Source organism: Microbacterium sp. M1A1_1b (assembly GCF_053345565.1).
On sequence record NZ_JBKFAJ010000009.1, the window covers coordinates 101,119 to 116,433 of the forward strand.

Here is a 15,315-nt window from a genome sequence, read left to right on the forward strand (position 1 = left end):
GGACGCCCGGGCCGTCGTCTCCGACGACCCGGGCGATGGCTCGGTGCTTACGCGCCGCCACCAGCGGTGAAGATGTCCTGCGAGATCTTGTCGAGCTGCGTGCGCAGTTGCTCGAGCTCGGTCTTCGCCTTGTCGAGGGCGGACTTGGTCTCCGGCCAGGTCGACCCACGGAAGGTCGACGCGAGCGGGCCGTCCCAGACGTTGGAGTCGGACAGGATCCGGCCCTGCGCGTCGAGCTGGGAGATCTGGTCGGTGAACCCACCGTTGACGATCGACTGGATCTGGCGGATGGCCGACTTGGCCTGCTCAGTGGAGAGCACACGTGACATGGTGAACCTCTTTCATTTCGTAGCTGCACCCCCGCGCAGTGGAATCCCCCCGGAGGCTCTGACGGGTTCACCTTAGCCGGATTCCGGGGCAGATGTCACCGGCTGTATATCGTGTTGATCCATCCCCCATTTCGGGGGTCATCCACAGTTCCCCCGAACGGCCGCTTGCCGGACACCCGCTGGTGGCAGGATGTGGGGCATGGACACCGAACCGCAGCTCGACGGGGACTCCGTCTCGCACGACCTCGACGACTTCGACGAGGTCGTCGAGATCGAGCACGAGTCGCTGCCCACGGACCGCTACTCCGACCGCGAGATCAGCTGGCTGCGGTTCAACCAGCGCGTGCTCGAACTGGGCGAGGACCGCACGGTCCCGCTGCTCGAACGCGCGAACTTCCTGGCGATCTTCGCGTCGAACCTCGACGAGTTCTTCATGGTCCGCGTCGCCGGGCTGAAGCGCCGCATCGACACCGGCATCGCCGTGCCGACGAACGTGGGCCGCGCGCCCAGCGACGTCCTGCGCGACATCGCGAACAAGGCGCACGAGCTGCAGGACCGGCACGCCCGTGCCTTCATCGACTCGCTCAAGCCGGACATGGACGCGGCGGGCATCCACATCGAACACTGGTCCGACCTGGCCGAGGCCGACCGCCTGACCATGCGCGACTACTTCGCCGAGCAGATCTTCCCGGTCCTGATGCCGCTGGCGGTCGACCCGGCGCACCCGTTCCCCTACATCTCCGGGCTGTCGCTGAACCTGGCCGTGCGGGTCCGCAACCCCAAGTCACAGCGGCAGGAGTTCGCGCGGCTCAAGGTCCCGCAGAACTTCGCGCGACTGATCAAGCTGCCCGACGACAACTCCGGGCGGATGCGCTTCATCCCGCTCGAAGACCTGATCGCGAACCACCTCGGCGACCTGTTCCCGGGGATGGAGGTCCTCGAGCACCACGTGTTCCGGGTCACCCGCAACGAGGACGTCGAGATCGAAGAGGACGAGGCCGAGAACCTCATCCAGGCCCTCGAGCGCGAACTCCTGCGCCGCCGGTTCGGCCCGCCCATCCGCCTCGAGATCACCGAGGACATGGACCCGGTCACGCTCGGCCTGCTGGTGCGCGAACTCGACATCACCGAACAAGAGGTCTACCGGCTGCCGTCGCCGCTCGACCTGGCGTGCCTGTTCGAGATCGCCAAGATCAGCCGGCCCGACCTGCACTACCCCAAGCACGTGCCGACCACGCCCGTGCAGTTCCAGCCAGGCGAGCCGAACACCAAGCCCGACCTGTTCCGCGCGATCGCCACGCGCGACGTGCTGGTGCACCACCCGTACGAGTCCTTCGCCACGAGCGTGCAGGCGTTCCTCGAACAGGCAGCCGCCGACCCGCACGTGCTCGCGATCAAGCAGACGCTCTACCGCACCTCGGGCGACTCCCCCATCGTCGAGGCCCTGATCGACGCCGCCGCCGCGGGCAAGCAGGTGCTGGCACTGGTCGAGATCAAGGCGCGCTTCGACGAGCAGAACAACATCACCTGGGCGCGCAAGCTCGAGAAGGCCGGCGTGCACGTGGTGTACGGCCTGGTCGGGTTGAAGACGCACTCCAAGCTCGTGCTCGTCATCCGGCAAGAGGGCGGCACGCTCAAGCACTACAGCCACATCGGCACGGGCAACTACAACCCGAAGACCTCGCGCATCTACGAGGACATGGGCCTGTTCACCGCCGACGACACCGTGGGCAAGGACCTGACACGCCTGTTCAACGAGCTGTCGGGCTACGCCATCGAGAAGAAGTTCAAGCGGCTGCTCGTCGCGCCGCTGCACCTGCGGAAGGGCCTGCTCAAGCGGATCCAGGTCGAGACCGACAACGCCCTGGCCGGCAAGCCGTCGGGCATCCGGATCAAGGTCAACTCGATGGTCGACGAGCAGATCATCGACGCGCTGTACCTGGCCAGCCAGGCCGGGGTGCCGATCGACATCCTGGTGCGCGGGATCTGCTCGTTGAAGCCGGGGCTCGAAGGCGTCAGCGAGACCATCCGCGTGCGCAGCGTGGTCGGCCGGTACCTCGAGCACTCCCGCGCGTTCGCCTTCCACAACGAGGGCGACCCGTACGTGTACATCGGCAGTGCGGACATGATGCACCGCAACCTCGACCGTCGTGTGGAGGCCCTGGTGCGCCTGTCCGACCCGGCCCACGTGAGCGAGGTCACCGAGATCTTCGACCTGGCGATGGCCGACACCACCAGCTCGTGGCACCTGGAGTCCGACGGCGAGTGGACGCGGCACTCGACCGACGACGACGGCCGCCCGCTCGAGGACGTGCAGAATGTCCTCATGCGGAAGATCTCGTCCCGGAAGCGCTCGACCCGGTGAAGGGCGGACCAACGGGGCCCGTCGTCGCTGCGGGCGCGGTGGTCTGGCGTGAACGGGACGGTGTCCCGCTCGTGTTGCTCGTCCACCGCGAGCACCACAAGGACGTCTCCTTCCCCAAGGGCAAGGTCGACCCGGGCGAAGCCGTCCCCACGGCCGCCGTGCGCGAGACCGACGAAGAGACCGGCTACCGGGTGCACCTCGGAGCACCACTCGGCGTCGCCGAGTACGTGCTGCCGAACGGCCGCGACAAGGTCGTGCACTACTGGGCGGCTCGGGTGTCGGCCAAGGAGTACGAACGCGCTGGTCGGTTCCACCCCAACGACGAGGTCGCCGCGATCGAGTGGGTGTCCATCGAGGACGCCCGTGCACGGCTGACCTACTTCCGCGACGTCGAGATCCTCGAGCGGTTCGCCGAGCGTGTCGACCGGGGCCAGCACGACACCTTCGCGCTCATCGCCCTGCGCCACGCCAAGACCACGCCCGGCGCCGACTGGCGTGGCCCCGACGCCACCCGGCCCCTGCTGCCGGTCGGTCGCTCCCAGGCCAGGGCGGTCTCCGCCCCGGTCGCCGCGTACGGTCCGCGCAAGATCCTCAGCAGCACGGCAGCTCGGTGCCTGGCGACCGTCGAGCCCCTGTCGGCAGCCACCCGACTCGGTGTCTCGAGCACGCCCGGCATCAGCCAGGACGCCCACGACCAGGGCTCCGACGACGTCAAGGGCGTGGTGCGCAAGCGCCTGGCCAAGGGCAAGTCCGCCGTGCTGTGCTCGCACGGCCCGGTGCTGCCCGACATCGTCGCGCACATCGCCTCCGACACCACGGACGACACCAGCCGGTTCGACCTGCGTCGTGCCGCGATGCTGTCGGTCGGCGACTTCTCGGTGATGCACATCGCGGGCGACACGCTCGTCGCCGTCGAGACGCACCGCAACCCCGTCTCGGCGTAGCGACCACCGCGCCGGGGCCCCGTCTCGGCGGAGCAACCAGCGCGCCGGGGCCGCACCGAGCCTCCAGTCCGGCGGTGGGCACGCTGCTCCCGAGCATGCTCCCGCGACGGCGCAACCGCGCGATCTCCGCGCCGCGACAACCCCTCGTTCACCTTCCGTTCACCGGCGGCAACCAAACCGGTCACTTCGCGTCCCTACAGTCACTCGCGGGTCGGCACCGGCCCACGGGACTGAACAGCGGTCCCACCTGCACTCACTTCCCGAAGGGACCCCTGTGAACATCAAGCGAATCGGCACGGTCGCGGCAATCGCGATCGCCGGCGCGGTCGTGCTCTCCTCGTGCGCGGCAAACGAAGGCGGCGCGGGCAGCACCTCGTCGGCCTCGGCTTCGGGTGTCGACTACTCGAACCTCAAGGGCACGCTCACCGGCTCGGGCTCCTCCGCCCAGCAGACCGCGCAGACCACCTGGGCCGCTGGCTTCCAGGACCAGGCCTCCGGCGTCACGGTCAACTACTCGCCCGACGGCTCCGGCGCGGGCCGCAAGAACTTCATCTCTGGCGCGGCGGACTTCGCCGGCTCGGACGCCGCACTGTCCGACGACGAGCTCAAGGGCACGTTCGGCAACTGCGCCGCGGACTCCAAGGCGATCGACATCCCCGTCTACATCTCGCCGATCGCGATCGCGTACAAGATCGACGGCGTGAAGGACCTGACGCTCGATGCCAAGACCATCGCGGGCATCTTCTCCGGCAAGATCACCAAGTGGAACGACTCGGAGATCGCTGACCTGAACAAGGACGCGAAGCTCCCCGACGCCAGCATCACCGTCGTGCACCGCTCGGACGACTCGGGCACCACCGAGAACTTCTCCGAGTACCTCGACGCGAACGCGGGCGACGTCTGGGGCAAGGACCCGAGCCAGACCTTCCCGTTCCAGGTCGGCGACGCCGCTGCCAAGACCTCGGGTGTCGCCTCGGCGATGGCCGGTGCGTCCAACGCGATCACCTACATCGACGACTCCGGCGCAGGTGACCTCGACAAGGCGAAGCTCATGGTCGGCGACTCCGCCACCACGATCTCCGCCGACGGTGCCGCCACGGTGGTCGCCGACTCCGAGATGGTGTCCGGCCGCGACTCGAACGACCTCGCGATCGACATCAACCGCAAGGACACCGCCAAGGGTGCCTGGCCGCTCGTGCTCGTCTCCTACGCCATCGCGTGCCAGGAGTACAAGGACTCGACCAAGGCCGACCTGGTCAAGGCGTACCTGACCTACGTGGTCTCGGACGACGCCCAGAAGTCCGCTGCGACCGAGGCCAAGTCGGCCGCGCTGTCGAGCGACCTCGCCAAGAAGGCCGCCACCGCGGTCGCTTCCATCAAGTAACTCCTCATCGAGAGCCCGGACGCCGGTCCACCCACCACCCGACCGGCGTCCGGGCACTTCCCCGTCTCCCGACAGGAGTCCCACTCCCCATGACGACCGCGCAGCAAGCGTCATCGCTCACCCCACCGAAGCCGAAGGCCGTCGTCCGCGTCGGCGACCGTGTCTTCTCCGCCGCCTCCGTCATCTCCGGCGGCCTCATCCTGGTGGTCCTCGCGCTCGTCGCGGCCTTCCTGGTGTGGCAGAGCATCCCCGCCTTCTCCGCGAAGGCCGGCGAGCTGCCGAACTCCGCGTCGAACTTCTGGACCTACGTCGGCCCGCTGGTCTTCGGCACCGTCTGGTCCGCGCTCCTCGCCCTCGTCATGGGTGTCCCGCTGGCCCTCGGGATCGCGCTGTTCATCTCGCACTTCGCGCCCCGCCGCATCGCCCCGCTGCTCGGCTACGTGATCGACCTGCTGGCCGCGGTGCCGTCGGTCGTCTACGGCCTGTGGGGCATCGTCGTGCTGGCGCGCTTCGTGAAGCCGTTCTACGCGTTCCTCAACGAGTACTTCTCGTGGATCCCGCTGTTCTCCGGATCGCTCTCGGGCACGGGGCGCACGATCCTGACCGCGTCGATCGTGCTGGCAGTGATGACCATCCCGATCATGACCGCGATCATGCGCGAGATCTTCCTGCAGGCGCCGACCCTCAACGAAGAGGCCGCGCTCGCCCTCGGCGCCACGCGCTGGGAGATGATCCGCCTGTCGGTCCTGCCGTTCGCCAAGTCCGGCATCGTCTCGGCGATCATGCTCGGCATGGGTCGTGCCCTCGGCGAGACCATGGCCATCGCGCTCGTGCTGTCGGTGTCCACCAACATCACGTTCCAGGTGCTGACGTCGCTCAACCCGTCGACCATCGCCGCGAACATCGCCCTGCAGTTCGCCGAGGCGTCCGGAACGGCCCTGAACGCGCTGATCGCGTCGGGCCTGATCCTGTTCGTCATCACCCTGGTCATCAACATGCTCGCGCGGTACATCGTGCGCAAGCGCGTCAGCTGAGAGGTCGCACCCCGATGTCCCTCGCACTCCGTCAGTCCGCCGGCAACGTCTTCGCCAACGGCAAGCTGCACAAGTCCGTCCCGTGGTTGCTGCTCGGCGGCAGCTGGGTCGTCCTGGCACTCGTCTTCGCCCTGCTCAACGCGGGCGGCGCCGTCAAGGACTTCAACGTCGTCGCCGCGCTGTTCCTGGGCACGGTCCTGTTCGACGTCCTGATCGTCGTCGTCTCCCGCATCGTCGAGGGTGGCCGCAAGGCCGTCGACCGGCTGGTCACCTCGCTGGTCATCACGGCGTTCGTGATCGCGGTCCTGCCGCTGGTCTCGCTGCTGTACACCGTGCTGGCGGACGGCCTCGCACGCTTCGACGTCGCGTTCTTCTCGTACTCGATGCGCGGCGTCATCTCGACCGGTGGTGGCGCGCTGCACGCCCTGGTCGGCACCATCGAGATCACGCTCTTCGCGGCGGTGATCAGCGTCCCGATCGGTCTGCTCACCTCGATCTACCTGGTCGAGTACGGCACCGGCGCGCTCGCCCGCGGCATCACGTTCTTCGTCGACGTGATGACGGGCATCCCCTCGATCGTCGCCGGTCTGTTCGCGTACTCGCTGTTCGCGCTGTTCCTCGGCCCGGGCGCCCGCTTCGGCCTGGTCGGCTCGGTGGCCCTGGCGGTGCTGATGATCCCGATCATCGTGCGCTCCACCGAAGAGGTCCTGAAGATCGTCCCGATGGAACTCCGCGAAGCGTCCTACGCCCTCGGTGTGCCGAAGTGGCTGACGATCGTGAAGATCGTCCTGCCGACGTCGCTCGCCGGCATCACCACGGGTGTCATGCTCGCCATCGCCCGCGTCATCGGTGAGACCGCTCCGCTGCTGGTCACCGCGGGCTTCACGTCGAGCATGAACTACGACCTGTTCGGCAACCCGATGATGACCCTGCCGGTGTTCGCGTACACGCAGTACTCGCAGCAGGGCGCCAACCCGGTGCCGTTCGTCGACCGGGCCTGGACCGCCGCGCTCGTGCTCATCCTGATCGTGATGCTGCTGAACCTGCTGGCCCGCTTCATCACCCGCCTCTTCGCCCCCAAGCTCTCGCGCTAGCGCGAGTCACCCGAACACAGTAAGGATCACCGTGTCCAAGCGCATCGAGGTCGACGGCCTCAACGTCTACTACTCGAAGTTCCGCGCCGTCGAGGGCGTCGACATGATCATCGAGCCCCGCACGGTCACGGCCTTCATCGGCCCGTCCGGCTGCGGCAAGTCGACCTTCCTCCGCACGCTCAACCGCATGCACGAGGTCATCCCCGGCGCCTACGTCGAGGGCTCGGTCAAGGTGGACGGCGACGACCTGTACGCCCCGGGCGTCGACCCGGTCATCGTCCGCCGTCAGGTCGGCATGGTGTTCCAGCGCCCGAACCCGTTCCCCACGATGTCCATCAAGGACAACGTGCTGGCGGGCGTCAAGCTCAACAACAAGCGCATCAGCCGCTCGGAGTCCGAGGACATCGTCGAGCGGTCGCTGCAGGGTGCGAACCTGTGGAACGAGGTCAAGGACCGCCTGGACAAGCCCGGGATGGGCCTGTCCGGTGGGCAGCAGCAGCGTCTGTGCATCGCCCGCGCCATCGCCGTGCAGCCCGACGTGCTGCTGATGGACGAGCCCTGCTCGGCGCTCGATCCGATCTCCACGCTGGCCATCGAGGACCTGATCGGTGAGCTCAAGAAGGACTTCACGATCGTCATCGTGACGCACAACATGCAGCAGGCCTCGCGCGTCAGCGACCGGACCGCGTTCTTCAACATCGCGGGCACGGGCGCTCCGGGCAAGCTCATCGAGTACGACGACACCGCGACGATGTTCTCGAACCCGTCCGTCCAGGCCACCGAGGACTACGTCTCGGGTCGCTTCGGTTGATCGGCGCCCGGTCCGTCTGCTGACGGACCGCCTGGAGGCCCGGTGCACGTCCGTCACGGACCGCACCGGGCCTCCCGTGGTTGCGGCCGCCACCTCGGGCGACGAGTCCGACGTCGTACGACAACGTTCCTGTCGCCCCACCGGCAGGCCGCGCCGCCCGCGACGAGTCCGACGTCGTACGACAACGTCCCTGTCGCCCCGCCGGCAGGCCGCGCCGCCCAGAACCCCGCACGCGACGAAGCCGCCGTCCGGAGACAGCGGCTTCGTCGTACTGGTTCGTGCGGGAGCGGTCTACGCCGACCCGGTGGGGACCGCGACGATCGGTGTCGTCGTCGGCTGCTTCGACCCGCCGGCCGGCTCGACCGTGATGCCGATGGTCGCACCACTCGACTTCGAGCCACTCAGCACCGCCGAGCGCACGCCGCCGTCGACGTCGTTCATGAGACCAGCGGACTCGATCGTGCCACCGGAGCCGATGTACCAGAGCTCGTAGGTCTTGTCCTTCGGCGCGGCCTTGACACCGTCGAGGATCACGGCCGACTTGCCGAGCTGGTCCGACCACACGACCGTGGCCTTGCCACCGCCGGAGACCGAGGCGCTCTTGCGGGCGAAGTCGGGCGCTGCGTAGATCTGGTCGAGGCCCGATGCTGCCTGCGAGGTGCTCGGTCCGGGGCCGGATCCGGTGCCGAACAGGGCACCACCGGCACCGAGCCCGATCGAGACGCAGACCACACCGACCGCCGCGACGGCACCGAGGAACGCTGCCGGACGCTGGAACCACCGGCGGCGAGCCGCGGCACTGGCCGCACCACCACCGGTGGTGACGGACGTGACCGAGGCGAGTGGGGCCTCCTGGACGGGTTCGGACGGTTCGGCGACGTGCCGGGCCGGAGCGACCGGAGCCGCCGGGGCCTGGGGCGTCGTCTGGATCGCGGCCATCAGCGAGGCCTTGAGCGACGCGGGCGGTGCGACGGACTCGACCGCGTAGGCCAGGGCCCGGGCGGTCTCGGCGAGCGAGTCGGCCTCGGCACGCAGGTCGGGGGATTCGGCGAGGGCGGCCTCGAACTCGCGGCGCTCGTCCTCGGACAGGGCGTCCGTGGCCCAGGAGCCGGTCAGCAGTGCGGGGTCGTCGTGTCGTTGGGTCATGACGTCACCCCCATCTCGTCGCGCAGACGGATCATCCCGTCGCGGAGACGGGTCTTCACGGTGCCGATCGGCACCCCGAGCATCTCGGCCATCTCGCTGTGCGAGTAGCCGCCGTAGTAGGACAGTTGGACTGCCTGGCGCTGGAACTCGGTCAGACGACCGAGGGCGCGACTGACCCGCTCGTGTTCGATGCGGATCTCGACCGATTCGGACACCTGGTCGAACCCGGACTCGAAGTCACGGATGCCGATCTTGGTGTCGCGGTCACGGGAGGACTGTGCGGCACGGACCCGGTCGACGGCACGGCGGTGGGCCATGGTGAGGACCCAGCTGGACGCGCTGCCGCGGGCGGTGTCGAACTTGGCGGCCTGTTGCCAGACCTCGAGGAAGACCTCTTGTGCGACCTCTTCGGACTGTGCACGGTCCCGCAGGAGTCGTGTGATGAGTCCGAGGACGCGGCCGGCGAGCTCGTCGTACAGCTCGGAGAAGGCCTGCTGGTCGCCCTGGGCGACTCGGAGGAGGAGGGCGTCGGCGGACACGGGGGGCGGCTCGGTCGAGCTCCAACGGTCCGTGTCGCGTTCCACGATGGCAAGCATTGCAGGTTTCCCTCCTTCCTGTTCTCAGGTGGTCCGGTGAACGCCTGGCGATCCGCCGTGTGTCCGTCGGGAACTGGGTGGGACGAGGGTCCCGCACGACTCGCAGGGAATTACTCCGACCGGGCGGGTCGGGTCGAGTCGCACGGGATGACCCTCGCCGTGTGACGAACCATGGGTTCGTCTCACGGTGATGATTCGGTGCCCTTGCCCAGTCGGTTTGCTCGGGCTGCCGGATCGGATGGGGCCAGCCACGCCCGGCCGGGTCGGTGTCCACCGTGAGTGAACACGGCAGCGCGTTCGGGATCGATCTCGTAGACTCGTGTTCGCCGGGCCGCAGCAAGCCCCGGGCTCCAAAATTCGCCGCTTCGAGCGGCCTCGCGCCGAGAGGCGCTTCTGCGGCCCGGCGCTTCTGTACCCGGATGCGTCTGCCACTGGCTCCCGGCGCGTCGCCGCTGTCGGACTGGAGGCTCGGTGCCGGCCCGTCTGCCGGGTCGCGCTCCACCGCTGCTCAGTCCAGGGCGTCGCGACGCCAGAGCGCCGCCGCGGCCGACAGGTCCTCGGCCAGCTCCGCCAGCCGGAAGGCGCGGACCGTCAGCACGCTCGCGCGTTCCTCGGCCGTCAGGTCGGAGTCGTCGGCGACGCTCGTCGCCCCGGCGGCCGCCAGTCGGCAGAACGCAGCACCGCGGTCGAGGGCCACCGCGAAGTCGCCCGTGTACAGCCCGTGCAGGATGCTGTCCGCCAGCGACAGGATCTCGGCCGGGCCCGTCGGCTGCTCGGCGCCCGCGACGGCCTGGTCGATCGTGCCGATGCGCTCCGTGCCTCGCGTGAAGAAGTACGCGATCTCGTCCGGGTTCTGCCGGATCACCGTCCGCATCAGGTAGATCCGCCACAGCGCACCGGGCAGCGTGTGTGCTCCGACGCGGGCCCACAGCTCGGCGACGGCCTCGATGCCGTGCACGTCCGTGTAGGTGACCAGGCGCTCGACGACCTGCGGGTCCGGGTCCTGGCGCACGCGGTGCAGCAGCGCGTTGGCGGTCTCGTGCGCGACGCGGTTCACCAGCGCCGGGTCCTCGCCGCCCTGCAGCGCGGCGAACTCGGCGTCGGTGAAGTGGACGGGACGGTGGTGATCGCGAGGCACCGCAGCAGTGTAGGCGGCACCGGTGACGTTCCCGGTGCCGCGGCCGGTAGCCTTGCGGGTGAGGGCCTCTAGCTCAGTTGGTAGAGCACCGGACTTTTAATCCGAGGGTCGTGGGTTCGAGCCCCACGGGGCCCACTGCTCAGGCACGGCCCCGCCGCGTGCGCAGGCCTTCCGTATGATCGACGTCATGCGCGATCGTCCTGCCGGCCGGATCGGCTCGCTCGACGGCCTGCGAGGCATCGCTGCGGCCGTGGTGCTGGTCCACCACTCCCTGCTCACGATCCCGTCGTTCGCGAACGGGAACATGCACCTGCCGGTGCCCGACAGTCGATCGTGGCTCGTCTACAGTCCGCTGCACGTCGTCTGGGCCGGCGGCGAAGCCGTCTTCGTCTTCTTCGTGCTCAGCGGCTTCGTCCTCACCCTGCCCGCACTCCGCCGCACACAGGACTGGGTCGCGTACTTCCCCAGCCGGTTCGTCCGCCTCTACCTGCCGGTGGTCGCCTCGGTGGTGCTCGCGCTGGCGCTGTACCTCCTGATCCCCCGGACGCCCGAAGCCGGGCAGTCCGCCTGGGTGCTCCGGCACGCCGAGCCCCTGACCCTGCACGGTCTCGCCGGCGACCTGACGTTGCTGGCACCGACGCGCCTCAACAGCCCGCTCTGGTCGCTCACGTGGGAGGTTGCCTTCTCCCTGCTGCTGCCGCTGTTCGTCTCGATCGCGGCCATCACCCGTCGGCACTGGTGGGTGACGGTCATCGTGGCGGTGCTGTTGTCCACGGCCGGCCACCCGCTGCGGATGCAGTGGCTGACGTACCTGTCGATGTTCCTGGTCGGTTCAGCCCTGGCCGCGGGGTGGGAACGGATCCCGCCGATCCGACGGTCCCTCGGCTGGCTGCTGTTCTCGGCCAGCGTGCTCGGCATCACCGTCGCGTGGTGGTACCCGAACGATGCGCCCGGCTCGCTCTTCGGCTCGACGGTGGTCCTCCTCGCCGCGGGCATGCTCGTCGTGCTCGCCGGCAAGTGGCTTCCGGCGGAACGTGTCCTGCTCGGGTCGGTCCCGCGCACGCTCGGCCGGATCTCGTTCAGCCTGTACCTGGTGCACGAACCGATCGCCGTGAGCGTCGCCAACCTCGTCCCGACCGCCGTGCCGTGGGTGACACCGCTCGTCACGATCCCGGTCGCCCTCGTCGTGGCCGTGTTCTTCGCTCGCTTCGTCGAGCTGCCCGCACACCGACTCGCCAAGCGCATCGCCCGGCGGGTCTCGACCGCCGATCCGTCCACGCGGACCGGGCGCCGCGTGGCGGAGCCAGCACCGACGACCGTCCGGTCCTGACAGGTCGTCGGGTCCTGACAGGTCGTCGCGGACTCAGGCCCTCCGGTGGGCCCGGTCGGTACCATCTCCGACGTGCTCAGACGGACCGACGGCGGCGCGGAGACCGCACGCGGTCCGCAGCCCAGACGCAGACGACGCCTGCGGCGACCGGTCATCGCCGTCGGGTTGATGGCGGTCGGCGTGGTCGCGCTCGTCGCGCTCGTCCCGTCGATGTCCGGAGTCTGTGGTGCGACGGGCGCGGGCGGGCGGGTCGCCCGCGCGGTCGACGCGGGATCCACGGTCCTGATCGTCGGCGACTCGTACACCGTCGGCAGGGGGTCCAGCGACCAGGAGCACGGCTGGGCGCAGATGCTCACCGCGAGCGAGGCCTGGCGCAGCACCATCGACGGCATCCCCGGTACCGGCTACACCAACGGCGCCGGTGGGAATCCGGCGCAGGACACCTACCTGCCACGGATCGCCGCGCACGCCGCGCTCGACCCGGACCTCGTGCTGGTGCAGGGCAGCCAGAACGACTGGAACGTCGCGGCCGACGTCCTGGAGCGGCGGGTCCAGGCCACGCTGCGGTTGGCGGAGCGGCTGTGGCCCGACGCCGTCGTCGTCGCGATCGGCCCCTCCGCTCCACGCCCTCGCGCCGACACCACGGCCGGCATCGACGCCGCAGTGGCCGCCGGCGCACGATCTGCGCACGTGGCGTACGTGGACCCGAACGCCGAAGGGTGGTTCACCACGCGCAACAGTCCCGCCTACGCCGCACACGACGGCGAGCACCTCGACGATGCCGGCTACCACTACATGGCGGATCGGGTCCGTGCCGCCCTGCAGGCCCTCGCCGCCGACGACGCGACCTGCAGAGCGAACTGAACGGGGTACGTATCCTCCCCAGCGAGCTCATGGCGTTCACACTGCACAGCACAGCGTGCACACAGCGCTCTGGTGGGATGCCGCCGATAGTGTCACTTCCGGATCGACCGAGGTCCTTCCACTTGCACCATCCGCACCAGAACGAACGGGGTACACCGTGATCGAGCTCATCGACGCACCGCAGTCCAGCACCACCGGGGACGCACGCCGGTTCGTCGAACTCGCCGCCGCGACCAACACGACGATGAGCGACCAGCTCCTGTTGGACACACTCCGTCGGAACGCGCACGTCACGACCCGCCACATCCGCAAGGACTTCACCGAGGTCGCCACCGCCTCGGCCGTGCTCGGCTACGTGTGCCGGCAGCGCAAGCAGTTCATCGCCCTGCGCGGGGACGACCCGGCGTGGGCGCAGGAGATCGGCCGCTACGACTCCGAGTCACTCGCGGTCGAAGCCCTGCGCATGCGCCGCCGCTGACCCGGCCGATCAGGACCAGACGCGCCGGATCCCCCACGAACCGGTCCAGGTCCCGTCGGGCTCGAGCCACCGCAGTCCCTCGCCGGAATTCAGGGCATCGGCGGGCGCGGTCATCGGTTCAACGGCAACGGCCAGGCCCTTGCGGTCGCCACGGGGGAACTCGCGCGACGTGAACACCTGCACGTAGGGGAACGACGGGTCCTGCCAGAGCTGGACGCCGTCTCCTTCTGGCCCGTGGATCGTCGTCCGACGGATCCCATCGGCGTCCGGCGTGACGTCGGTGTACGCCGTGTCCAGGTCGGAGTCACCCGCGCGGCGCCCCTGCCGCAGGTCCTCGTCCGTGCCCTCGACCGGCCGGGAGCCGTTCGGGATCTTCCGGTCGTCGACGGTGAATGCGGTGGCGGCGTCGAGCGTCACGACGAGGTCCTCGGCCGGGGTGTCGCCGGCGCGCAGGTACGGGTGCGCCCCGACGGCGAACGGCGCGCGCACGCCGGAGCGGTTCGTGATCGTGTGGGTGATGCGGATGCCGTCGTCGACGAGCTCGTGGTGCACGCGGGTCTCGAGCGTGAACGGCCAACCATGCTGCGGGTGGACCGTGGCCGTCTGCTCGACGGACGACTCGGTCTGCGACACGACGCGGTAGGGCGAGAACCGGAGCAGGCCGTGCGAGGCGTTGCCGTACTTCGGTTCGGACACGTCCAGCTGCTGCTTCGCACCGTCCAGCTCCCACACTCCTCCGGCGACGCGGTTCGGCCACGGGACGAGCACGATGCCGTTCGCACCGGCGGGGGCCTCGGACGCCGGGAACGGCTCGGTCAGGTCGAAGCCCGCGACCCGGAGCTGCCGGATGCCGGCAGCGACCTCGGTCACGATCGCCTCGACGACCCCGTCCGGGCCGGCGTGGTGCAGGCGGTACTGGCCCCCGGTGGGTGCTGCTGCGGTCATGCGCTGTGGTTCCTTCCCGATGCGGTGCCGTCGTCGGCCACCACGACGTCGACCCCGGTGGCCCGCACCTGCTCGACGAGCTCCGCAGGTGCCTCCGCGGTGACGACGACGTCGATGTCCTGCAGGCCGCTGACGACCCCGACGTGGGCGCGCCCGAACTTCGAGCCGTCCACCACCACGACCGTACGCCCGGCCGCGGCGGCGAGCATCCGCTTGGCCGCGGTCTCGGGCAGGTTGACGTTCGTCAGGCCGTGCGCGACGTCGAGCCCGGTGCCCCCGAGGAACACCACGTCGGCCGCGATCATCGGCAGCACCGTGTCGTTGAAGGGCGCGACGAGCGAGTGCTGCAGGGGCCGGAGCGTGCCGCCGGTGACGATCACAGTGAAGCGCGGGACGGCCCGCTCGAGCGTGAGGGCCGTGGTCAGGGAGTTCGTGACGACGGTGACGTCGACCAGTTCGTGGCGGGCGACGAGTGCCTCGGCGACCGCTGCCGGGGTGGTGCCGACGTCGAGCAGGACGCACTCGCCGGCGCGCACGAGCGCTGCCGCAGCGCGGCCGATGGCGGCCTTGGCGACCTGCTGTTCGACCGCGGTCTCCTCGAACGGTCGCTCGGGGGAACCGGCCCCGGGACGGACCGCACCGCCGTGCACCCGCCGCACCCGGCCCTCCCGGTCGAGCACCGCGAGGTCCTGCCGGACCGTCACCTCGCTCGTTCCCGTCGCGGCGGCGAGCGCCGCGGTGCGCACCATGCCGGGTGCGCCGTCCACGATCCGGACGATGCGGTCCTGGCGCAGGGGCGCGGGCATCGTCCCGGCCAGGAACGAGAGGTCGTCATCGGTCACGGGATCAGTTTCGCC

At 69.5% G+C, this 15,315-nt stretch carries 15 protein-coding genes and 1 tRNA gene; 10 read left to right on the forward strand and 6 right to left on the reverse strand.

The genetic code is table 11. The features are described from left to right. Positions 1-47: 47 nt before the first annotated feature. Positions 48-329, reverse strand: coding sequence for a pyrophosphorylase (locus tag ACLBWP_RS16945; RefSeq protein ID WP_243562948.1), 282 nt, complete (start codon positions 327-329; stop codon positions 48-50). A 199-nt stretch (positions 330-528) separates the two neighbouring features. Here ACLBWP_RS16945 and ACLBWP_RS16950 point away from each other — a divergent pair, with 199 nt between their 5' ends. From ACLBWP_RS16950 to pstB, 6 genes are all read left to right on the forward strand, one after another. Further along, a complete protein-coding gene (locus ACLBWP_RS16950) occupies positions 529-2,694 on the forward strand; it encodes an RNA degradosome polyphosphate kinase (protein WP_447656029.1) in 2,166 nt (721 codons plus the stop codon). Further along, positions 2,691-3,638, forward strand: coding sequence for an NUDIX hydrolase (locus ACLBWP_RS16955; RefSeq protein WP_447656030.1), 948 nt, complete (start codon positions 2,691-2,693; stop codon positions 3,636-3,638). Before ACLBWP_RS16950 ends, ACLBWP_RS16955 begins: the two co-directional genes overlap by 4 nt. A gap of 274 nt (positions 3,639-3,912) precedes the next feature. Then, positions 3,913-5,022, forward strand: a complete 1,110-nt coding sequence (locus ACLBWP_RS16960; RefSeq protein WP_243562951.1) for a phosphate ABC transporter substrate-binding protein PstS — start codon at positions 3,913-3,915, stop codon at positions 5,020-5,022. Between the two features lie 89 nt (positions 5,023-5,111). Further along, on the forward strand, positions 5,112-6,056 hold the full coding sequence (gene pstC / locus ACLBWP_RS16965) for a phosphate ABC transporter permease subunit PstC (RefSeq protein WP_447656031.1): 945 nt from the start codon (positions 5,112-5,114) through the stop codon (positions 6,054-6,056). 14 nt (positions 6,057-6,070) lie between these two features. Continuing rightward, complete coding sequence (gene pstA / locus ACLBWP_RS16970) at positions 6,071-7,150, forward strand: phosphate ABC transporter permease PstA (protein ID WP_243562953.1); 1,080 nt, start codon at positions 6,071-6,073, stop codon at positions 7,148-7,150. Positions 7,151-7,181: 31 nt separating this feature from the next. Beyond that, a complete protein-coding gene (gene pstB / locus ACLBWP_RS16975) occupies positions 7,182-7,961 on the forward strand; it encodes a phosphate ABC transporter ATP-binding protein PstB (protein WP_243562954.1) in 780 nt (259 codons plus the stop codon). 291 nt (positions 7,962-8,252) lie between these two features. On the opposite strand, the gene ACLBWP_RS16980 is transcribed toward pstB, so the two are convergent. From ACLBWP_RS16980 to ACLBWP_RS16990, 3 genes are all read right to left on the reverse strand, one after another. Beyond that, positions 8,253-9,107 carry an anti-sigma factor gene (locus tag ACLBWP_RS16980; RefSeq protein WP_447656032.1) on the reverse strand — a complete coding sequence of 285 codons (855 nt, stop codon included), beginning with the start codon at positions 9,105-9,107 and terminating at the stop codon, positions 8,253-8,255. After that, positions 9,104-9,703 carry a sigma-70 family RNA polymerase sigma factor gene (locus ACLBWP_RS16985; RefSeq protein ID WP_243562956.1) on the reverse strand — a complete coding sequence of 200 codons (600 nt, stop codon included), beginning with the start codon at positions 9,701-9,703 and terminating at the stop codon, positions 9,104-9,106. The genes ACLBWP_RS16980 and ACLBWP_RS16985 overlap by 4 nt, the downstream gene beginning before the upstream one ends. Positions 9,704-10,211: 508 nt before the next feature. After that, positions 10,212-10,841 (reverse strand): DNA-directed RNA polymerase subunit beta, encoded by a 630-nt coding sequence (locus ACLBWP_RS16990; RefSeq protein ID WP_243562957.1) that lies wholly within the window; start codon positions 10,839-10,841, stop codon positions 10,212-10,214. A 62-nt stretch (positions 10,842-10,903) separates the two neighbouring features. Between ACLBWP_RS16990 and ACLBWP_RS16995 the strand changes: the two genes are divergently transcribed. From ACLBWP_RS16995 to ACLBWP_RS17010, 4 genes are all read left to right on the forward strand, one after another. Then, positions 10,904-10,976: transfer RNA gene (locus ACLBWP_RS16995), tRNA-Lys, on the forward strand. A 52-nt stretch (positions 10,977-11,028) separates the two neighbouring features. After that, positions 11,029-12,171 (forward strand): acyltransferase family protein, encoded by a 1,143-nt coding sequence (locus ACLBWP_RS17000; protein ID WP_447656033.1) that lies wholly within the window; start codon positions 11,029-11,031, stop codon positions 12,169-12,171. Between the two features lie 72 nt (positions 12,172-12,243). After that, positions 12,244-13,035, forward strand: a complete 792-nt coding sequence (locus ACLBWP_RS17005; RefSeq protein ID WP_447656034.1) for an SGNH/GDSL hydrolase family protein — start codon at positions 12,244-12,246, stop codon at positions 13,033-13,035. 157 nt (positions 13,036-13,192) lie between these two features. Beyond that, positions 13,193-13,513, forward strand: coding sequence for a hypothetical protein (locus ACLBWP_RS17010; protein ID WP_447656035.1), 321 nt, complete (start codon positions 13,193-13,195; stop codon positions 13,511-13,513). A gap of 9 nt (positions 13,514-13,522) precedes the next feature. On the opposite strand, the gene ACLBWP_RS17015 is transcribed toward ACLBWP_RS17010, so the two are convergent. Beyond that, complete coding sequence (locus tag ACLBWP_RS17015) at positions 13,523-14,458, reverse strand: aldose 1-epimerase family protein (protein WP_447656036.1); 936 nt, start codon at positions 14,456-14,458, stop codon at positions 13,523-13,525. Continuing rightward, the gene (locus ACLBWP_RS17020; RefSeq protein ID WP_447656037.1) at positions 14,455-15,300 is read right to left on the reverse strand and encodes a DeoR/GlpR family DNA-binding transcription regulator; all 846 of its coding nucleotides are present in this window, start codon (positions 15,298-15,300) and stop codon (positions 14,455-14,457) included. Before ACLBWP_RS17020 ends, ACLBWP_RS17015 begins: the two co-directional genes overlap by 4 nt. Positions 15,301-15,315 lie beyond the last annotated feature (15 nt).